Genomic DNA, 20,647 nt, shown 5'->3' on the forward strand with positions numbered 1-20,647 from the left:
ATACTTCGTATGAAATTTCTTGCTCCGCTGCTCCTGGTGTGCCTCCTGGCACTGCCAGCCGCCGCCCAGCGTATCGTAATCAGTGGCCAAGTGGTGGAAGCTACGAACGGTGAGCCGGTGCCGTTTGCTTCCATCTTTATTCCTAAAAGCAGTGCCGGTGTCACGGCCGATGCCGACGGCAAGTTCAAGCTGGCCGCCACGGGCTCGCCCGATTCCATTGCGGCTTCGGCCCTGGGCTTTGCCACCCAGCGGCGCAAGCTCAGCAACGCGGCCGTGCAAACGGTGCTGTTCCGCATGAAAACCGGCGGCGTGGCCCTGGGCGAAGTCATTGTGCGGCCCGGCGAAAACCCCGCCTTCCGCATCCTGCGCGAAGTGCAGAAACACAAGCCCGAAAATGCCCGCAGCGCCCTGCAAGCGGCCGAGTACGACTCCTATAACCGCATCGAAACCAGCCTGATTGACCTGCCCAAAAGCCTGTCCAATCGCAAGGTTATCAAGGATATTCGGGCGCTGGCCGTGCGCCAGGGTGCCGCCGCTGCGGCTGATGTGGATGCCCCGCTCCCCGTTTTCGCTTCGGAAGTGGGCTCACGGGTGTACCAGCGCAACAACCCGCTACGTCGCCGCGAAGACCTGATACACAAGCAGATGCGCGGCGTAGGCCCCCGCGAGGGCTCGGTGCTGTCGCAGATGCTGGGCTCGAACTTCCAGAATTTCGACTTCTACCCCAACTGGCAAAACGTGCTGGGCAAGGACTTCATCTCGCCCATCGCCGAAGGCGGCCGCATCACCTACGACTACGAGCTGCAGGATTCCATGTTTGTGGGCAAGGACTGGTGCTATAAAATCGCCGTCACGCCCAAGCGCAGCCACGATTTGGCCTTCAAAGGCACCATCTGGATTACGCAGGAAGGCTACGCCCTGCGCCGCGCCGACCTCGTGGCCAGCCCCGAAGCCAACATCAACTTCGTGAGCGACCTGCGCATTTACCAGGACCTCACCTCGCCCGTCGACGGCCCTGGCCTGCCCACCCGTACCAAGCTGGTGCTCAGCGTGCGGCCCTACGAAAAGCAGGCCGCCATGCTGGTGCGCTTCACCACGGTGAGCAGCAATTTTGTGCGCAACCAGGTGCACAACGAGCCCGGTTTCTACGACCAGCCCATCGTGTCGTCGCTCATGGAGCCTTCCGACAAGGAGGGTGCCGGGGTGGGCAGCCTGCTCACCGGCCTGCCCCAGGGTGGCGCGGGCGGCTACTTTGACCAGCACCGGCCCGATACCCTGAGCCTGAGCGAGCGCCAGACGTTCGCCGTGCTCGACTCGGCCAAGCAGCTGCCCTCGGTGCGCAACGTGCTCGACTGGGTAGAGCTGCTGGTGAACGGCTACAAGCGCGTGGGCAAGTTCGATTTAGGCCCAATTTCGACGCTCTACGCCAACAACGACTTCGAAGGCAACCGCTTCCGCTTTGGCTTCCGCACCACGCCTGACATCAGCCGCAACTGGCTCACGCAGGGCTACGTGGCCTACGGCACCAAGGACGGCCGCTTTAAGTACGGCATCCGCACGAGCTACGTGGCCGAGCGCCGCCACTGGACGGTGTTCACCGGCGAGTTCAAGCACGACGTGGAGCAGGCCGCCCTGCTCGACAACGACTTTCTGGAGAACAACAACCTGTTTGTAGCCGCCTCGCGCTGGGGCCGTTTCCGCCAAGGCAAGCCCGTGCTACGCGACCTCACCGCCTTCAGCGTGCAGCGCGACCTGTTCCACGGCTTCACCCAAACGCTGACGCTGCGCTACCAGAGCATCGACCCGCTGTTTGAATTCCGTCGCCGCCCCAACAATGGTCCGGGCAACCCACCCACCGAAGAACCCAGCTCGGATGTGCTGCACCTGAGCGAGATAGTATCAGAATCGCGCTACGCGCCCGACGAAAACCTGGTGCAGAGCGAAACCCGCCGCCGGGCCGTGGGCCTGAAGCGCTGGCCGGTGTTCAGCTTCCGCTACACGCTGGGGGCCATCGACTGGACGCAGGGCGATTTCATGTACCACAAGTTCAACCTGGCCATTTCGCACAGCGTATCGATGGGCCAGCTGGGCCGCCTCACCTACCGCGCCGAAGGCAACTACATTCCCTCAGCGCTGCCCTACATCATCCTCAAAACCCCGCTGGGTAATCAAACCCCATTTTATAACGCCAACGCTTTCAACCTGATGAACTACTTCGAGTTCATCACCGACCGCTCGGCCACACTCCGCCTCGACCACCATTTCGAAGGCCTGCTCGTGAACTCCATTCCCGGCATTCGCGCCCTCAACTGGCGTTTGGTAGCCACCAGCAACGTGCTCTACGGCAAGCTCTCGGACCGGGCCCGCCGGGCCAACAGCAATACCTCTGACCTGCCCGGCCCCATTTCCATGCCTTATGTGGAAGTAGGCTACGGCGTGGAGAACATCTTCAAGTTCATTCGGGTCGACTTCATTCACCGCCTCACCTACCGCGACGCTCCGGGTACCAGCAACTTCGGCGTGAAAGTAGGCGCGCAGTTCCGGCTGTAGTTATTGGGCCAACCTCGCCCGCTCAAATTCCAACGCCCGGCTGTGTTTCGACACGGCCGGGCGTTGGCAGTTTATGGCGACCAGCGGACAGCACAACTATGAGCAGTGAGTAAACCCTTACTTATCTTACTGGTTACCTTTGTCCGGTTTCGATTTGTGCTGTCGTAAGTTAGATACCGATATGTTTATTTCTTCTCCATTGATTTTGGGTTTGCGAACTATTGGTGGCGGGGACCCGCTATGCCGGCTGGTTCATGCCCTGCTGTGGCTACTGCTGCTCCTGCCGGCCCGCGCCCACGCCGCGCCCGAGGATACGCTGGCCGTGAGCCCGAACAACCCGGCCCTTTATCTGGAAGAGAACTATTACAGTATGCTGGAAGACCCCACGGGCCGGCTCCGGCTGGCCGATGTGCAGTCGCCGGCCTGGAGCCGCCGCTTTGTGATGTTGCGCGGCTCGGGCCACCCGCCCAACATTCAGCATCCGCGCAGCACCTACTGGCTCCGCATCACGGTGCGCCACGCCCCGGCCGAAAACGCCGCCTGGTACCTGGAGCTTTACGATTCGCACATCGGGCAGGCGGTGTTTTACGGCCCGCGCCCCGGCTCGGCCACGGCCTACGACAGCGTGGCCACCGGCGCCAGCCATTCCTTCGCCACGCGCCCGCATCCCTACAAAAACTTCCTATTCGACCTGCCGCCCCGGCCCGGCGAAACCGCTACCTACTACCTACGCCTGCATTCCGACACGCGCACCAGCTTCCGGGCCATGCTGCACAGTGGCGCGGGCCTCATCCCGGAACTGTCGCTGCAATACTGGCTGCTAGGCATTTTCTATGGCATCCTGTTCATCATGGTGCTGTATAACCTGATTCTGTTCTTCTTCCTGAAGGAGCGCACCTACCTCTACTACGTGCTCTACGTGCTGAGCGGCTCGCTCCTATTTCTGAGCGAAGACGGGCTGGGGTTCCAGTATTTATGGTCGGCCTCGCCCGACCTGAACCACTTCATTGGCGCGCTGGCGCCGGTGCTGCTGCTGCTCACGTTTGCCACCTACGCCAGCGGCTTTCTTGATACTGCTTCGCGCCTGCCGGCCCTGCACCGCCTCGGAACGTGGGTGGTGGGCGGCAGCACAGCCCTGCTGGTGCTCGATGCCGCTGTGGTGCATTCCGGCTTCAGCTTCTGGCTGTACCTGCTGCCGTATGGACTGCTGTATTACGCGGCTTTTCAGGCCTATCGCAGCGGTTTGCGGCCGGCCCGCTACCTGCTACTGGCGCAGGCGCTGGTGGCTACCAGCCTCACATTCCTCATCATGCGCAAGCTGGGCATCAACTTCTACAGCAACGTGTACACCGTGTACAGCCTCAACGCGGCCTTCGTGGTGGAAGTCGTAATTCTGAGCTACGCGCTGGGTGAAAAGCTGAAGGGCCTGATGGACATGACCCTGCTCACCCAAAACCGCCTGCTCAAGCAGCTCCGCAAAAAACACCAGGCCCAAGACCGCCTCGTGGAGCAAATGCGCGAAAACCAGGCGCTTAAAGACCAGCTCAACACCGAGCTGGAAGGTCTGGTAACCCTGCGCACCGCTGAGCTCCGCCAGCAAAACGAAACCGTGGCCGCCCAGAACCGCGAGCTGCTACAAGCCAACGGCCTATTGGCCCTGCAATCGGCGGCCATCGAAAAGCTCAACGGCGACCTCAGCCGCGACCTCCACGCCGAGAAGGCCGCCCGCATCGAATCGAAGGAAGTTGACTTTGGCGAATTCAGCCAGATATACCCCGACAAAGATGCCTGTCTGCGCTACCTCGCCGACCTTAAGTGGGGCCACGGCAGCTACCACTGCCGCAAGTGCGGCCACGAAAAGAGCTGCGAAGCCCGCGAACCCCATGCCCGCCGTTGCACCCGCTGCCGTTATGTAGAGTCGGCCACGGCGAGCACGTTATTGCAAAAGTGCAAGTTTTCCATCGTCAAGGCGCTGTATGCGGTGTTCCTGCTGCACGCCCATAAGGGCAGTTACTCTCCCTCGGAGCTGGCCCGCATACTCGACCTCCGCCAGGCCACCAGCTGGGCCTTTGCCCAAAAAGTATTGCAGGCCCTACAGCGCCGCCGCCAGGCTCCCGACTACGAAGAGGGCGAACCGTGGACGCATGTGCTACTCGATACTGCCGCCGACGCCGAAGTGGAGGAGAATGAACCCGCCGAAACCGGGAATTAAGCCCCCCATTTTTTCCCGGTAACGTTTGTGTTGGGAACTGGAATCAATTTGTCCACTTTGCCATATAATGGATAGCTTTTCAGTCTGGTATTTGGGAACTGGCAAATAATGTCAGTTTTTTTTTCAATCAGCCCTGTTTTTTTTCGTTGTTTTTTAGCCTGTGCCGCAAAAACCGAAAACGCTTTGGCTGCTTGTATCAGGCATGAATATGAAATGAGCACGTGTGCAGCAAGCGTATAAGCCATGCTGACCCAAGTGACAAAAACTGCCAAAACAACCATTCTGAGGCAGTTATTGAGTTGCATTTGCCCAACACACTCCTCTACATTTGGCCAACTGAATATTCCAGATGGCCTCGTTTTCCTCCCTGTTTCGCATTCGTTTGCTGCCCGGCCGGTCGTCGGCATCGGTAGTTCAAGACCATTCTTCCGCGTGGCGGAATTTGCTTGTGGCGCTGCCGCTTCTGGCCGCTTGCCAGCGCGGAGCCGTGCCGATGGCCACCACGGCTCCACTTACTGAAGCCCGCACAGCGGAAATAGCCCCGCCCACCTTCAGCCCGCGCGTGCAGCAGTTGCTGGCGCAAATGACGCTGGAGGAGAAAATCGGTCAGATGACCCAGCTAAACATTTCGGCGATAAATCATACTGGCACCAACGGCGATGTCTCGCTCGACTCGGCCAAAGCGGCGGGTTTAGTCCGGGATTTTCATATTGGCTCGTTCATCAACGGGGAAGCAGTGCCGGCCGTGCAATGGCTGCGCTACTCGGCCGCGCTGCAGCGCATTGCCCTGCGCGAGTCGCGCCTGCACATCCCCATGATTTATGGCATCGACCACATGCACGGGGCCAGCTACGTGGGCGGCACTGCCATTTTCCCGCACAACATCAACCTCGGGGCCAGCTTCAATCCGGCCCTGGCCCGGCAGGCGGCACGCGCCACCATTCTCGAATCAGCCGACCTGGGCCACCACTGGGTATTTGCCCCGGTGCTCGATTTGGGTTTGAACACGTACTGGCCCCGCTTCTACGAAACCTTTGGCGAAGACCCGCTGGTGGCGGCCACGCTCGGCACGGCTTTCACCGTTGAACTCCAGACCAATACTGAGATTTCACCCTATAAAGTAGCGGCCTGCGGCAAGCATTTCCTCGGCTACTCCGACCCGCGCAACGGCTGGGACCGCACCAACGCCCTCATCCCCGACCAGCGCCTGCAGGAGTTCTTCCGGCCTTCGTTTCAGTCCGCAATCGATTCCGGATTGAAATCCATCATGATTAACTCGGGCGAAATCAACGGCGAGCCGGTGCACGCGTCCAAAGCCATTCTCACCGATTTGCTGCGCCGCCAGATGGGCTTCAAAGGCGTGGCCGTGACCGATTGGGAAGACATCAACCGGCTGGTGCGCGTGCAGAAAGTGGCTCCCAACGAGAAGGAAGCCACCTGGATGGCCATCGACGCGGGCGTGGACATGGCCATGACGCCCTACACCACCAGCTTCTGCCGCATTGTGAAAGAGCTGGTGCAGGAAGGCCGCCTGACCCAGGCCCGCATCGACCTTTCGGCAGGCCGGATTCTGCAGATGAAGGATGAAATCGGCCTTTTCGAGAACCCCATGCCCCGCGCCGACCGGCTCAGCCGCATCGGCGACCCGGCGCTGCGGGCGCAGGCCGTAGCCGCCGCCCGAGAGAGCATGGTGTTGCTTAAGAATGAGCGCAATGCCCTGCCGCTGGCCCCGGCCCGCGTGAAGCGGCTGCTGGTGGTGGGCCCCTCGGCCGATTCGCGCGCCAACCTCTGCGGCGGCTGGACGCTGGCCTGGCAGGGCCGCCCCGAAGATGCTTACCCGAAGGATGTGCCCACGCTACTTGAAGCCTTGCGCCGGGAATATCCCCAGGCCAAAATCGAGATGCTACCCTACCGCGATGCCACCGGCAAAATGCTGTTGCCCAGCATTTCTGCTGCGGCAAAGCAGGCCGATGCCGTGGTGCTGGCCCTAGGCGAGCGGCCCTACACCGAAGGCCTGGGCAACACCTCAGACCTGACCTTACCCGTCGACCAACAGCAGCTGGCCCAAGCGGCGCAGGCCAGCGGCAAGCCTACGGTGCTCATCGTAATCGGCGGGCGGCCGAACATCATCCGCAGCGTAGCCGAGGGCTCGTCGGCCATCATTTGGGCGGGGCTGCCGGGCTACGGCGGGGCCACGGCGCTGGCCGAAATCATCAGCGGGAAGACTAATCCGAGCGGCAAGCTGCCTTTTACCTACCCGCAGTTTGCCGGCCACATCACCAACTACCACCACGATAATAACGAAAACAGCCTCGATTTGAGCGACTTTGGTGCAGGCTATGAGTCGCCGGGGGCCAAGTACAAAAGCTCGATGCTGACCGAGTTCGGCGAAGGGCTGAGCTACACGACTTACGCCTACTCCGGGCTGGCGCTGAGCGACTCGGTGCTGACCGGGCCGGCCGCCAAATTGCGCGCCACGGTGCGCGTGGCCAACACCGGCTCCCGTGCCGGTCAGGAAGCCGTGCTCTGGTTCCTGACCGACGAAATCGGTCGCATTGCCCGCCCGGTGCGGATGCTGAAGCACTTTGAAAAACAAGCCTTTGCTGCCGGCCAAAGCCAGCAGCTGACGTTCGACATTGACCCACTACACGACCTGAGCTACCCCGACGGCCAGGGCCGCCCGCAGCTGGAAACCGGCTGGTACACCCTGCGCGTGGGCTCCCAGATGGCCCGGTTCCGCTACGTGGCTTTGCCGGTGGCCAGCGCCACCCCAGCCGCCGGCAAAGCCACGGGGGCCGTGCGCCCGGCCTCTGACCAATCGCGCACCGTTACGGCGGCCGCATCACACTGATTATTCCGCAAACTCGTCGGCTGATTTTTAGCAGCCAACTTCTTCGCTTACCGCTTTTTAAAACTCCCACCATGAAGCGAACTTTTTACCTGATTGCGCTGCTGCGACGCACTACCATACTGCTGGCCTGCGGGCTGCCGGTACTAGCAACGGGCGCGCCGGTTGTGGCAGCAACCCGGCCGGTCACGCGCCCGGCCGCCGATGTGCCCGTGACCGGCCGTGTGACCGGCGCCGACGGCACCGGCGTACCCGGCGTGACCGTGTTGGTGCGCGGTACCTCCCTCGGCACTTCCACCGCACTCGACGGCACTTTCTCACTGACTGCACCCGAGGGCAGCACGTTGGTATTCAGCTTTGTGGGCTTCACAACCCAAACGGCAGTGGTGGCCAATGGTACCCCCGTAAACGTCACGTTGCGCGAAGACGCGCAGAAACTGAATGAAGTGGTAGTGGTGGGCTACGGCACCCAGGAGCGCGGCAGCATCAGCAGCGCCATTTCCTCGGTTTCGGGGCACGACATTGCTACCCAGCCGGTGGCCGACCCCACGCAGGCCCTGCAAGGCCGGGCAGCGGGCGTGACCGTGACGCAGAACTCGGGCGCGCCGGGCGGGGCGGGCGGCACGGCGGTGCGGGTGCGCGGCATCACGTCGGCGGGCAACAACTCGCCGCTGTACGTGGTGGACGGCTTCCCACTGCCATCGTCCGATGCGGGCGGCAACAGCGTGGAAAACCAGTTGAACGCCATCAACCCCAATGATATTGAGACAATTGACGTACTGAAGGATGCGTCGGCCACGGCCATTTATGGTCTGCGGGCGGCCAATGGCGTGGTCATTATCACCACGAAGCGCGGCAAGGCGGGCACGGCCAGCATCACCCTAGACGGCTACCGGGGCGTGCAGCAGGTGTGGCGCAAGCTCGACTTGCTAAACGCAGAGCAGTACGCGGTTATCAACAACGAAAGCATTCTGGCTCAGGGCACGGCACCGGTGCAGGAGAAGCTGCGCGACCCCAAATCGTTGGGCGCGGGTACTGACTGGCAGAAAGCGGTTTTCCGGCCCACGGCCGTGATTCAGAGCTACAACCTGGGCGCATCGGGTGGCAGCGACAAGGCCCGCTACGCCGTTTCGGCCGGCTACTTCCAGCAGGATGGCACGCTGAACGGGTCTAATTTTGAGCGCTTTACGCTGCGAGCTAATGGCGATATTCAGCTCAGCAAGCGCGTGAAGATTGGCAACAGCCTGTCGCTGACGCACCTAGCCGACCGGCAGCTCGACACCGGCAACAGCGAGTTTGGGGTACTGAACAACGTGTTGCAGGCCCCGCCCACCATCCCGGTGTACAACCCCGATGGGTCGTGGCACGAGCCCTCGAAGGCGGACAACTACGCCGAGCCGAACCCCGTGCTGCAGTCCCTGATTGAGGACAAGAAGTTCAGCCGCAACCGGGTGCTGTCCACAGTATTTGCGGAAGTGGAGCCGGTGAAGAACCTGCGGTTTCGCACCAATGTGGGCGTTGATATGATTTTTGACAACGGCTCGAGCTTTCTCCCTTCGCTGGGCCCGAACTCGCCGCGCTACAGCAAGTCGAGCGCCAGCTCATTTTCCAACTACAACCCCGGCTACCTCATCGAGAATACGCTGACGTATGACCGGCTGTTTGCCGAAAAGCACCAGGTGACGGTGCTGCTGGGCCAGTCGGCGCAGGAGTTCAACTTCAACTCGCTGAGCGCGGGCCGCTCCCTCTACCTCAACCAAGACCTGCGCCAGCTGAACAACGGCCCCCAAACCGGCCAGACCAACAGCGGCACCAGCAGCCAGACCCGCCTGGCCAGCTACTTCGGCCGGGTGAACTATGACTTTGCCGGCAAGTACATTTTCTCGGCCACGGTGCGCTACGATGGCAGCTCGGCCTTCGCTACAGGCTACAAGTTTGGCTTCTTCCCGGGGGCCTCGGTGGGCTGGCGCTTGTCGGAGGAGGCCTTCATCAAGAACATTACGACCATCAGCAACCTGAAGCTGCGCGCCGGCTACGGCCGCGTGGGCAACCCGCTGAATGCCGGGCAGTTTGCTTACCTGGCCACCATTAACACGGGCATCACTTACCCGTTCGGTCCCAATGACGTGACCACGGGTGCTCAAACCATCAACTCGGGGGCCGCGCCCACCCGTGCCCAGAACACGCAGCTGCGCTGGGAAGACAACGTGCAAACCAATATTGGTGTAGATGTGGGCCTGTTTAGCAACCGCATCGAAGCCACGGTGGACGTGTATAACCGCCGCTCGCCCAACCTGATAAACAACGTGCCGGCCTACCTCGTGACGGGTACCTACGAGGCCGTGCCCACCAACTCGCTGGTGTCGTACAACCGCGGCATCGACGTTTCCGTCTCGACCCGCAACCTGGTGGGCGGCGACCGGGGCCTGACCTGGACGACTTCGGCCGTGTTCTCGGCCTATAAAAACCAGATTGAGGACCTGGGCACGGGCGGCACCGCCTTCAACGGCGCCACCAACCGCAACGGCGCGGCCCTCGTGCGCTACGACAAAGGCCAGCCCTTCGGCGCGTTCTACGGCTATGTGGCTGATGGCCTGTTCCAAACGCCGGAAGACGTGAAAAACCATGCTACCCAAACGGTGGGTGCCAACTCCGGCGTAAGCACTGCCCCGGGCGACATTCGCTTCAAGGACCTGAACGGCGACGGCAAGATTACCGATGCCGACCGCACGTTCATCGGCAACCCCAACCCGGCCTTCACCTACGGCCTAAACAACACGGTGAGCTGGCACGGGCTGGACCTCAACGTGTTCGTGCAGGGCTCGCAGGGCAACGACGTGTATAACCTGAACCGCGTGTACACCGAAGGCGGCCTGTACAGCAACGGCAACAGCAGCACCCGCGTGCTGGGCCGCTGGACCGGCCCCAACACGAGCACCGACGTGCCCCGCGCCGTGGCCGGCGACCCCAACCAGAACCTGCGCGTGAGCAGCTACTTCATCGAGGACGGCTCCTACCTGCGCATCAAAACCCTGACTGTCGGCTACAACCTACCCAAATCCCTCACCCAGCGCGTGGCCGCCCAAAGCCTGCGCGTGTACGTGACCGGCCAGAACCTGGTGACCCTCACCAAATACACGGGCTTCGACCCGGAGCTCGGCGGCCGCGGCATCGACTTCGGCGTGTATCCGCAGTCGCGGGTTTTCCTGGCGGGCGTGAACATCGGCTTTTAATAGCCGGGCCGCCTTTTTCCCATCAGTCGCCTTTATCTCTCCCACCAGATGAACTTCCTCCCCAAAACCGCCGCCGTTGGCTTTCTGCTGAGCCTGGGCCTGCTGACCACTACGGGCTGCGGCGAAAAATTCCTCGACGAGTCGCCCCGCGACCAGCTCACGACCCAGAACTTCTATAAGAATGAGACGGATGCCATCCTGGCTACCAACGCGGTGTACTCGCAGCTGAGCCGCAAGGGCCAGTACAACTACTCGCTGTGGGGCATCGGCGACATCATGTCGGACAACTCGAATACCGGCGGCGGCGGCGGCGGCGACGGAGCCGAGGAAATCCAGCTCGACCAGTTCAACATTCCCAGCAGCAACCCCATGACTGGGGCGCTGTGGGCCGGCTGCTACGTGGGCATTGGCACGGCCAACCTGGTCATCCAAAAAGTGCCGGGTATCACCAACATGAGCCCCACCATTCGGACGCGGTGCGTGGGCGAGGCACAGTTTCTGCGGGCCAAGTATTACTTCGACCTGGTGCGCTGCTTCGGCGATGTGCCGCTGCTGACCACGCCGCCCGCCAGCCCCGCCGATGCCGCCATTCCGCGCACGCCGGCCGCCAAGGTTTACGAGCAGATTATCAACGACCTGACCGCCGCCAGCGGCAGCCTGCTGGGCAGCTACAGCGGGGCCGACCTGGGCCGCGCCACCAAGTGGGCCGCCATGGGCCTGCTGGCCAAAGTGCAGCTCACGCTGGGCAACAAAGCCGAGGCCGCGCGCCTGGCCCAGCTCATCATCACCACCGGCCCGCACAGCCTGTGGGCCAACTACGGCGACAATTTCAAGCTGGAAAACGAGAACGGCAAGGAGTCCCTGTTCGAGGTGCAGTTCGTGACGGACCCCTCGCAGTCCTACGATTTCAACCACCTGGGCTTCGTGGGAAATGAATTTTTTGCCCCACGCCTGCAGGGCCTGGCCCCGCAGAACGGCTACGGCTTCAACATTCCCGAGCCCAACTTCGTGGATGGCTACGAGGCCGGCGACCGCCGCCAGGCCGTCACCATCTTCAAGCCCGGCGACCCCTACCCGGCGGGCAGCACCTACCCCTCGCAGCCCGCCACGCTGCCGGGCTCGCCCAACGGCTACAACGTGCGCAAGTGGCTGATACCCAAAAGCGCCTCCAACGTCTGGGACTCGCCACTGAACTTCCCGGTGATGCGCCTGGCCGAGGTGTACCTCATTGCCGCCGAAGGCCTGGGGCCGACGGCCGACGGCTTCAAGTACCTCAACATCGTGCGCCGCCGGGCTTTTGGCGAAGACCTGACCAGCCCCACGGCCCAGCCCCACGACCTGAACAGCAACAACACCAACGACTTTGCGGCCGCCGTGCTGCGCGAGCGCCGCTACGAGCTGGCTTTTGAGGATGACCGGTGGTTCGACCTCAAGCGCACCAACAAGCTACTCACCAACGCGCACCTCATCAGCAAGGGTATCAAGCCTTTCAACATCGTGCTGCCCATTCCGCAGTCGGAACGCGACGCCAACCCCAACCTGACGCAAAACGATGGCTACTAAGCGCATCAGCTCATTCCCACCCATGCTATCCTCCGTTCTCATGCGTAGTTCTTTTCGTCAATCTGTGTTGCTGCTGGCCCTGGGGGCCGTGGCGTTGGGCGCGTGCCGCAAAAAAGAAGTGGACTCGCTGGAAGGCCCCGTGCCCGCCGCCGGCTTCACCGTGGCCCTGAACACGACCGTGTACCCGGTGGTGGCCACCTTCACCAACACCAGCGCCGACGGCTTCCTGTACCAGTGGGATTTCGGCGATGGCTCGCCCCTGGCTTCGGGCCGCGACGTGACCCACACCTACACCCTGCCCCGCACCTACCAGGTGAAGCTGGTGGTTTCGGGCCGGGGCGGCACGGGCTTCGCGCCCGTCGATGTCACGATTCCGTCGATTTGCAGCAATGCAGCCTATGCGGCGCTCATCGATTGCGGGAAGAATAATGCCACCAGCTGGACGTATTCAGACCAGCCGGGGGCCATCAAGACGTTTGCGGCCAACGGCACTACCCAGCTCAGCGCGTCGGGGGTGCTGCCCGACTGCCAGGGCGACGACCAGTTCCAGTTCAACCAGAGCTTCACCTACACCTACGACGGCGGCGACAACTGCGGCGCGAACCTGAACGGCACGAGCGGCTTCATTTTCCGTCCCACGGCCAACGGCCTGGGCCAGATTGTGCTGCAACGCCCCAAGTCCTTCATCGGCCTCACGGATTCGGTGGTGAACAAAACCTACGACATCGTGGAAGCCTCGGCCACCGTGCTGCGCCTGCGCGGCACCAACCCCAACGGCACCATCACGGAGGTAACGCTGATGCCCACCCCGCCCCTGCTGGTCATCACCGAGCGCCGGCTCACGGGCGGCAGCTCGCGCACCTGGGTGCTCGATAACACAGTGCCGAACCCCATCACGGTAGGCACCGAGGCCGCGCCCGAATCCTACTACCCGAACGGGCCAATCGTGGCCGCCGGCGGCCTGCCCGCCTGCCAGGCCGACGACGAGTACACGTTCACCAGCAGCCACAGCTTCGTGTATAATGCCAAGGCTGAGACGTTTGTGGCCGGGTCGTATTCGTGCCAGGCCCCGCGCTCGCTCACCACTACGTTCACGTTTGGGGCGGCGGCCGGGGCGGGCCAGGCCCAGTTTGTGCTGGCAGCGCCCACGGCCTTCATCGGGGCCACCGATGCCGGGGCCGACCACACCTACCGCATCCTTTCCATCAACAACCGCACGATGGTGCTGCGGGCCGGCGGCCCCACCGCCGACCCGGTGTTCACCTTCAAGATGCGGGTGAAATAAGCCTTCCACTTATCCTTTTCAGCTATTCCCATGATGTTATTTCCCTTTTCATCGTCGCGCCTGGCCCTTGGCTTCGCCGCCGTGGCGCTGGCCGCCAGCAGCTGCACCCAGAACCCACCCGGCCCCACCATCACCGAAACTGCGGCGGCAACTCCCGAGCCCGTGAATGCCGCCATCATGCCCTACGGCAGCTACCGCACCCTGGTGTGGAGCGATGAGTTCGACGGCACCTCGCTCAACCCCCAGAAATGGGTGCCCGAGATAAAGGACGTGTGGTACAACAACGAGCTTCAGGCCACCACCGACTCACGCTCCAACCTGGGCGTCACCAACGGCAACCTCGTTATCACGGCCCAGCGCGAGGCCTACCACGGCCGCGCCTACACCTCGGCCCGCATCAACACCAAAGGCCTGCGCGACTTCACTTTCGGCCGCATCGATATCCGCGCCAAAGTGCCCAAGGGCAAGGGCATCTGGCCCGCCATCTGGATGCTGGGCTCGAACGACAGCCAGGTAAGCTGGCCGGCCTGCGGCGAAATCGACATTATGGAGCTGCGCGGCAGCACCCCGCAGGTCGACATCAGCACCCTGCACTACGGGGCCAATACGAGCACGCACCAATTCTCCAGCTTGGCTTATTCCCTGCCCGGCGCGCCCGATTTATCGGCCGCCTACCACACCTACACCGTCATCCGCAGCCAGGATAAGACTCAGTTCTACGTCGACAGCGTGCAGTACTACGAGCGCACCGTGGCGCAGGTATCGCCCTACCCGTTCAACAACCCGTTCTATATGATTCTGAACGTGGCTGTGGGCGGTGATTTCGACGGCAACCCCGACGGCTCTACCTCCTTCCCCCAGCAAATGCTGGTGGACTACGTGCGCTACTACAAATACAAGGAGTAGCCCGGCCCGATACCGCCGTTCATTCCGGCCGGGGCCTGGTGAGAATCCCCCGCCGGATTGGGCGTTGGCCGCCGGTCCAGTGGGCCGGCGGCCAATAGGCTCCGCCGTTTTTGACTTCGGCACCGCTTGGGAGTTATCCCCATTTTTTCCACTTCAACGCATGATTTCCACATTACTACCCGGCTTGTTGCTGCTACTCAACGGTACTTCGCCCGCTCCGAAAGCGGCCGTGGCCCCGCCGCGCTACACCTTCACCAAGCTGGCCTGGAGCGACGAGTTCAACTACGCTGGCCTACCCGATTCCACGAAGTGGACTTACGACGTGGGCGGCAGCGGCTGGGGCAACAAGGAGGAGCAGTACTACACGAAAAAGCGCCGCGAAAACGCCCGCGTGGAGGGCGGCCACCTCATCATTGAGGCCCGCAAGGAGGCGCTGGTGGCCGGCAATGGCTACACCTCGGCCCGGCTGGTATCGCGCGGCAAGGGCGGCAGCCAGTTGTATGGCCGGTTCGAGATTAGGGCCAAGCTGCCCGGCGGGCGCGGCACCTGGCCCGCCATCTGGATGCTGCCCGACAAGAACCCCTACGGCAACAAAGGCTGGCCCGATAACGGCGAAATTGACATCATGGAGCACGTGGGCTACGACCCCAACGTGGTGCACGCCACCACCCACTGCAAGGCCTACTACTTCCGCATCAACACCCAGAAAACCGGCATCACGAAGCTGCCCGATGCCATCAGCGCCTTCCACACCTACTCGGTGGAATGGACGCCCGAAACCATCACGGCGCAGGTGGATGGCCAAATCTACTTCGCCCACCGCAACGAGGGCACCGGCTGGGAAACCTGGCCCTGGGACCAGCCCTTCCACCTGCTGCTCAATATTGCAGTGGGCGGCGAGTGGGGCGGCCAGAAAGGCATCGACGAAGCCGCTTTCCCGCAGCAGATGGTGGTGGACTACGTGCGCTTCTACCAGATGAAAAAGGAATAATCAATCAGACCCAATCCCAAGTTTTTTTCACAACCTCACCAATTCCCACATGAACAACTTTACCAAAATCCTGTGCGCCGCTGCTTTAGCTACCGGCGCAACCCAGGCGGCTTCGGCCCAGACCCTGTACGACAACTTCGAGACGACGCGCATCGTGTCGTATCCCGTGGTGGAAGGCACGCTGGTGCAGAACGCGCCCAACCCCGGCAGCACCGCCGTGAACAGCAGCAGCACCTGCGCCTCCTACGCCCGCCAGGCTAGTGCCCAATACGCCGTGCTGGTGGTGAAGCCCAACAATGCCCGCATGGCCGACGTGGCCGCCTACGCCACGGGCGGTGCCAAGCGCATCAGCATCAAGTTCCGCAGCCCGGCAGCGGGCGTGACGGTGGGCGCGGTGCTGCAAAACAGCACCAAATCGAACACGCTGCCTTATCCGGCCGGCAAGTTTGGCACCGAGTACACGGCCGTTACTACGGTGGCCAACGCCTGGGAAACCCTCACCTTCACGCCCAGCGCGGCGGCCAGCGGCAACTTCGATGCCACGGTAACGTCGGCTGATATCGACCAGATGCTGTTTCAGGTGGCTCCCAACTCCAACAACGCCAGCACTTACTACCTCGACGACATCATGGGCCCGGAGCTGCTGGCCGTGGCCCCGCCGAGCAACCTGGCCGTGCGCCAGCTGTATGACAACTACGAGGGCATCCGCGCCATCAAGTACATCGCCTACAAAACGGCCGGCGGCCTCAAGATTGACACGCTGAACAACTCGGTGAGCACCGGCAATACCAGCGCCCACGTGGCCCGCTACACGCGCTCGACTCAGCAATACGACTCTTTCGTGATGCAGCCCCGCGGCGCGGCCATTGCCGATGTCACCAACTTCAAAAACAACACCCTGCACATGACCCTGAAGGTGTTCAGCGTTGCGCCGGGCGTGGTTTATCAGATTACGCTGCAGGACTCGACGGTAGCCGGCGCCACCAACTACCCGGCCGGCCGCAACTCGGAGTACACCGCCACCACCACGGCCACCAACGCCTGGGAAACCCTCAGCTTCAACTTCGTGAACGCGCCCAGCGCCACGCCCAACACCGGCCTGAACGAGATTGTGCTGCTGATTGCCCCCAACACCACGGCCCGCCGCAAAGTGTACCTCGACGACTTTTTCGGCCCGAGCCTGGTGGGTTATGTCCCCACCGCCACCCGCACGGTGCAAACCACGTCGGCCGCCTTCGCCCCGGTGTATCCTAATCCTACGTCGGGCGTTACGCAGCTGCCGTTCAGCCTGCAAAAGCAGTCGGTGGTTAGCCTGGCCGTGTTTGATAACCTCGGCCGCCGCGTGGCCCAGCTGATTGATGGCGAAACGCGTGCCGCCGGCCAGTTCACCGCCGAGCTGAACGCCGCCAAGCTGGCCCCCGGCCTCTACACCTGCCGCCTGACCGTGGACGGCGTAGCCCTGAGCCGCCCGCTGAGCGTGGAATAATTTGCCCTTTCCTTTCCACAAAAAAAGCCCCGGCCAATTCTGGTCGGGGCTTTTTTTGTGCGTTTGAAAGCGGTCAGCGCGTACTTTGGGCCATGTCTGATTTTCGCCTTCGCGTGTTCCAGGCCGTGGCCCGGCACCTGAGCTTCACCAAAGCGGCCCAGGAGCTGTTCGTCACGCAGCCAGCCGTCACCAAGCACATCCACGAGCTGGAAAAGCACTACGGCCAGCGCCTGCTGGAGCGGCGTGGCAACCGCGTGGCCCTCACCGAAGCCGGCCGCCTGCTCCAGAGCCACGCTGAGGCTGTGGCCGCCTCTGCCCAGCAGCTCGACGACCAGCTCCTGACCCTGCGCGACCCCGACGAAGCCGCCGGACGCCTGCGCCTGGGGGCCAGCACCACCCTCTGCCAGTACGTGCTGCCGGGCGTGCTGCCCGCCTTTCAGGCCCGCCACCCCAACGTGCAGCTCACCCTAGCCAACGCCAATTCCGAGCACATTGCCGAAGCCCTGCTGCGCGGTGACCTCGACCTGGGCTTTGTGGAAGGCCGCTCCCGCAGCCGCGACCTGCACTACGAATTGCTGCTGCCTGATGAGCTGGTGGCCGTGCGCCGCGCCACCCCCACCGGCCCACCCACCACGCCCCTGCCGCTGGCCGAGGCCCTGGCCCACCCGCTGGTGCTGCGCGAGCGCGGCTCGGGTACGCTCGAAGTGCTGGAATTTGCCCTGCGGGAATTAAAAATCAAGCTTAATGCCCTGCAAGTGGCCTTTTACTTTGATAATACCGAGTCAATCAAAGGCTACCTCGAAGCCGCGCCGGAGGCGCTGGGCTTCGTCTCGCGCCGGGCACTGGCCCGCGAACTCACTGCCAGCCGCCTCGAAATCGTGCCCATTGAGGGCTTGTACCTGCCCCGGCAGTTTGAGGCCGTGTGGGTGCAGGGCAAGCAATTACCACGCGCGGCGCAGCGGTTTCTCAGCTTCGCCCAGCAGCAGTTGAAGTCTTCATTATAACTATTGGTAATTTGGAATAAACTTTTTCGATTACCCCTACCGCAGGCGTCGCCGTAAATTTGAGGCACTCACTCTCCTGCCTCATGGCCCATCCCACCCTGTTGCCACCCACCGCGCCGGCCCCCGCCGGCCCGGCCCATACCACTGGAATTTTCCGGCATTTTCACACGCCCCATCAGGTGCTGGGCTACCCGATTACGGGTCGGCAGGTGGTATTTGGGCTGCTGCTGGTGTTCTGCCTCACGCCGTGGGCCTCGCCGCCGGTGGCGCTGGCGCTGGGCCTGGTACTGGCCCAAACGCTGGGCAACCCCTTCGCCAGCCAGACCAAAATGGCCACTGCCAAGCTGCTGCAATACTCGGTGGTGGGCCTGGGCTTCGGCATGAATGCCCACGCGGCGGTGCAGGCCGGGCGGGCGGGCATTCTGTTCACGGTGGCGTCCATTTTCGGCACGCTCATTCTGGGTTATTTCGCGGGGCGCTGGCTGGGGCTGGGCCGCCACGTTACGCACCTTATTTCCTGTGGTACTGCCATTTGTGGGGGCAGCGCCATCGCGGCGGTGGGACCGGTCATTCGGGCCAAGGATGAAGAAATGTCGGTGGCGCTGGGCACGGTGTTCGTGCTCAATGCCATTGCGTTGTTTGCGTTTCCGCCCATCGGCCACGCCTTGGCCATGACGCAGCAACAGTTCGGCCTGTGGTGCGCCATTGCCATCCACGATACCTCGTCGGTGGTAGGAGCGGCCAAGGTTTACGGCGACCAGGCCCTGCAAGTAGCCACTACCGTGAAGCTGGCCCGTGCCCTCTGGATTATCCCGGTCAGCATCGGCACCGCGCTCATTTTTAAGCAGAAAGGTGTCAAAATTAAGATTCCATACTTCATCTTCGGCTTCATCGCGGCTATGCTGCTGAACACCTACGTGCCCGCCCTGCACCCGCTGGGGCCAGTACTGGTGGCGCTGGCCAAAATCGGCCTCACGGTCACGCTGTTCTTCATCGGGGCTGGGCTATCGGCGGCCACGCTGCGCTCGGTGGGCGCTAAGCCGTATTTGCTGGGCGTGCTGCTGTGGGGGGTGATTTCGAGCGTTTCACTCTACGTCATTCTGCACACGGTTTAAACCAGCAGCGCCAGAAAATCGGGCTGGCCGTTCAGGTATTCAAAAGCGAAGCCCTGCTCCCACATCCGGGCTTTTATGTCTTCCACATCGTGCGGCTGCTTCACTTCGATGCCAACGAAAACCGGCCCTTTTTCCTTGTTGTTTTTCTTGATGTACTGGAAGTGAATGATGTCGTCGCCCTCGTGCAGCACATTATTCACGAAGCGACGTAACGCGCCGGGGGCTTGGTTGAACGTCACCATGAAGTAGTGTTTCAGCCCCTGGTACTTGGCGGCCCGCTCCTTGATGTCCTCCATGCGGGTGATGTCGTTGTTGGAGCCGCTCACTATGCATACCACCGTTTTGCCCCCGATGCGGTCGGCGAACTGGTGCAGGGCCGAGATGGTGAGCGTGCCTGCTGGCTCCAGTACAATGCCTTCCTCGTTGTACATCTGCAGCAAATCGAGGCAAATCTGGCCCTCCGGTACCAGCACCACTTCATCCAGCAATTCCCGGCACAGTCCGTACGTGAGTTGGCCGGGACATTTCACCGCCGCGCCATCCACGAAACTGTCGATACTGGCCAGCGCCGCGTGCTGCTGGTTCCGGATGGCATTGTGCATCGACGGCGCACCCAACGGCTGCACGCCGATGAGCTTGGTATTTGGGCTCAGCAGCCGAAACATGCTGCCCACACCCGAGGCCAGCCCGCCCCCGCCGATGGGCATGAAGCAGTAGTCAATAGCCACGGTAGCGGCCTTCAGAATCTCCAGGCCTACGGTGGCCTGCCCTTCCACAATGGCCATATCATCGAAGGGGTGAATGAACGTGCTGCCCCGCTCGTCGCTGAACTCTTTGGCGGCGCGAAATGAATCGTCGAAACTGGCCCCGACTAGGACGACCTCCACGAATTCCTTCCCAAACAGCCGCACCTTGTCCACCTTCTGGGCCGGCGTTTGGGCAGGCATGAAGATGTAGCCTTTCAGCCCCAGCAGCTGGCAGGCGTAGGCCACGCCCTGGGCGTGGTTGCCGGCGCTGGCGCACACTATTTCCCGCTCGCCGATGATAGGCGGCAGCGTGCTCATCTTGTGGTAAGCCCCACGGATTTTGTAGGAGCGCACCACCTGCAAATCCTCGCGCTTGAGCAGCACCGTGGCGCTGTAGAGGCGCGAAAGGCCGTGGTTTTGCAGCAGCGGCGTTTTGTAGATGACGTGCTTGAGATTGCGCGCCGCCCGCTCCACGTTTTTGAGCAGCACGGCGGGTTGGACGGTGGTGGCGTTGGGCATGGAATTTTGTAGAATCGTTGGTATAAAAAAGAACGTCATGCTGAGCGTAGCCGAAGCATCTCGCGTGGGGTAGTAATCCAATCGTCAGGATTAGTGGTGGCACGCGAGATGCTTCGGCTACGCTCAGCATGACGTTCATTGCTGGTCGTTCTGCCGGGTTGTTCAACGCTGAGACGCGAAGTGTCGCGT

General features: G+C 62.3%; 13 protein-coding genes. 11 read left to right on the top strand and 2 right to left on the bottom strand.

Annotated features, from left to right (window positions below):
- Positions 1–9: 9 nt before the first annotated feature.
- Both ACYU70_RS15370 and ACYU70_RS15375 read left to right on the top strand, forming a co-directional pair.
- Positions 10–2,550 (top strand): DUF5686 and carboxypeptidase-like regulatory domain-containing protein, encoded by a 2,541-nt coding sequence (locus tag ACYU70_RS15370; RefSeq protein ID WP_342300300.1) that lies wholly within the window; start codon positions 10–12, stop codon positions 2,548–2,550.
- Positions 2,551–2,755: 205 nt separating this feature from the next.
- Complete coding sequence (locus tag ACYU70_RS15375; protein ID WP_342300302.1) at positions 2,756–4,762, top strand: 7TM diverse intracellular signaling domain-containing protein; 2,007 nt, start codon at positions 2,756–2,758, stop codon at positions 4,760–4,762.
- On the opposite strand, the gene ACYU70_RS15380 is transcribed toward ACYU70_RS15375, so the two are convergent.
- The gene (locus ACYU70_RS15380) at positions 4,759–5,043 is read right to left on the bottom strand and encodes a hypothetical protein (RefSeq protein ID WP_342300304.1); all 285 of its coding nucleotides are present in this window, start codon (positions 5,041–5,043) and stop codon (positions 4,759–4,761) included. The genes ACYU70_RS15375 and ACYU70_RS15380 overlap by 4 nt on opposite strands.
- A gap of 167 nt (positions 5,044–5,210) precedes the next feature.
- Here ACYU70_RS15380 and ACYU70_RS15385 point away from each other — a divergent pair, with 167 nt between their 5' ends.
- The 9 genes from ACYU70_RS15385 (at position 5,211) to ACYU70_RS15425 (ending at position 19,193) form a co-directional block, all read left to right on the top strand.
- On the top strand, positions 5,211–7,613 hold the full coding sequence (locus ACYU70_RS15385) for a beta-glucosidase family protein (protein WP_342300306.1): 2,403 nt from the start codon (positions 5,211–5,213) through the stop codon (positions 7,611–7,613).
- Between the two features lie 71 nt (positions 7,614–7,684).
- A complete protein-coding gene (locus ACYU70_RS15390; protein ID WP_342300308.1) occupies positions 7,685–10,843 on the top strand; it encodes a SusC/RagA family TonB-linked outer membrane protein in 3,159 nt (1,052 codons plus the stop codon).
- Positions 10,844–10,891: 48 nt separating this feature from the next.
- Complete coding sequence (locus ACYU70_RS15395; protein WP_342300310.1) at positions 10,892–12,406, top strand: RagB/SusD family nutrient uptake outer membrane protein; 1,515 nt, start codon at positions 10,892–10,894, stop codon at positions 12,404–12,406.
- A gap of 40 nt (positions 12,407–12,446) precedes the next feature.
- Complete coding sequence (locus ACYU70_RS15400) at positions 12,447–13,691, top strand: PKD domain-containing protein (RefSeq protein WP_342300312.1); 1,245 nt, start codon at positions 12,447–12,449, stop codon at positions 13,689–13,691.
- A gap of 30 nt (positions 13,692–13,721) precedes the next feature.
- A complete protein-coding gene (locus tag ACYU70_RS15405; RefSeq protein WP_342300314.1) occupies positions 13,722–14,597 on the top strand; it encodes a glycoside hydrolase family 16 protein in 876 nt (291 codons plus the stop codon).
- Between the two features lie 160 nt (positions 14,598–14,757).
- The gene (locus tag ACYU70_RS15410) at positions 14,758–15,588 is read left to right on the top strand and encodes a glycoside hydrolase family 16 protein (RefSeq protein WP_460616040.1); all 831 of its coding nucleotides are present in this window, start codon (positions 14,758–14,760) and stop codon (positions 15,586–15,588) included.
- Between the two features lie 49 nt (positions 15,589–15,637).
- Positions 15,638–17,074 carry a T9SS type A sorting domain-containing protein gene (locus ACYU70_RS15415; RefSeq protein WP_342301364.1) on the top strand — a complete coding sequence of 479 codons (1,437 nt, stop codon included), beginning with the start codon at positions 15,638–15,640 and terminating at the stop codon, positions 17,072–17,074.
- A 92-nt stretch (positions 17,075–17,166) separates the two neighbouring features.
- Positions 17,167–18,078 carry a LysR substrate-binding domain-containing protein gene (locus ACYU70_RS15420; RefSeq protein WP_342301362.1) on the top strand — a complete coding sequence of 304 codons (912 nt, stop codon included), beginning with the start codon at positions 17,167–17,169 and terminating at the stop codon, positions 18,076–18,078.
- An 83-nt stretch (positions 18,079–18,161) separates the two neighbouring features.
- On the top strand, positions 18,162–19,193 hold the full coding sequence (locus ACYU70_RS15425) for a YeiH family protein (RefSeq protein ID WP_342301360.1): 1,032 nt from the start codon (positions 18,162–18,164) through the stop codon (positions 19,191–19,193).
- On the opposite strand, the gene ilvA is transcribed toward ACYU70_RS15425, so the two are convergent.
- The gene (gene ilvA, locus ACYU70_RS15430) at positions 19,190–20,458 is read right to left on the bottom strand and encodes a threonine ammonia-lyase IlvA (protein ID WP_342301359.1); all 1,269 of its coding nucleotides are present in this window, start codon (positions 20,456–20,458) and stop codon (positions 19,190–19,192) included. The genes ACYU70_RS15425 and ilvA overlap by 4 nt on opposite strands.
- Positions 20,459–20,647 lie beyond the last annotated feature (189 nt).

It is taken from the genome of Hymenobacter segetis (assembly GCF_054776495.1).

What these genes read in the sequence shown, in the direction of transcription:
- ACYU70_RS15425 (WP_342301360.1), top strand. Translation starts at nt 18,162, where the DNA reads ATGGCCCATCCCACCCTGTTGCCACCCACCGCGCCGGCCCCCGCCGGC.
- ACYU70_RS15405 (WP_342300314.1), top strand. Translation starts at nt 13,722, where the DNA reads ATGATGTTATTTCCCTTTTCATCGTCGCGCCTGGCCCTTGGCTTCGCC.
- ilvA (WP_342301359.1), bottom strand. Translation starts at nt 20,458, where the DNA reads ATGCCCAACGCCACCACCGTCCAACCCGCCGTGCTGCTCAAAAACGTG.
- ACYU70_RS15370 (WP_342300300.1), top strand. Translation starts at nt 10, where the DNA reads ATGAAATTTCTTGCTCCGCTGCTCCTGGTGTGCCTCCTGGCACTGCCA.
- ACYU70_RS15395 (WP_342300310.1), top strand. Translation starts at nt 10,892, where the DNA reads ATGAACTTCCTCCCCAAAACCGCCGCCGTTGGCTTTCTGCTGAGCCTG.
- ACYU70_RS15400 (WP_342300312.1), top strand. Translation starts at nt 12,447, where the DNA reads ATGCGTAGTTCTTTTCGTCAATCTGTGTTGCTGCTGGCCCTGGGGGCC.
- ACYU70_RS15380 (WP_342300304.1), bottom strand. Translation starts at nt 5,043, where the DNA reads ATGGTTGTTTTGGCAGTTTTTGTCACTTGGGTCAGCATGGCTTATACG.
- ACYU70_RS15420 (WP_342301362.1), top strand. Translation starts at nt 17,167, where the DNA reads ATGTCTGATTTTCGCCTTCGCGTGTTCCAGGCCGTGGCCCGGCACCTG.
- ACYU70_RS15390 (WP_342300308.1), top strand. Translation starts at nt 7,685, where the DNA reads ATGAAGCGAACTTTTTACCTGATTGCGCTGCTGCGACGCACTACCATA.
- ACYU70_RS15410 (WP_460616040.1), top strand. Translation starts at nt 14,758, where the DNA reads ATGATTTCCACATTACTACCCGGCTTGTTGCTGCTACTCAACGGTACT.
- ACYU70_RS15415 (WP_342301364.1), top strand. Translation starts at nt 15,638, where the DNA reads ATGAACAACTTTACCAAAATCCTGTGCGCCGCTGCTTTAGCTACCGGC.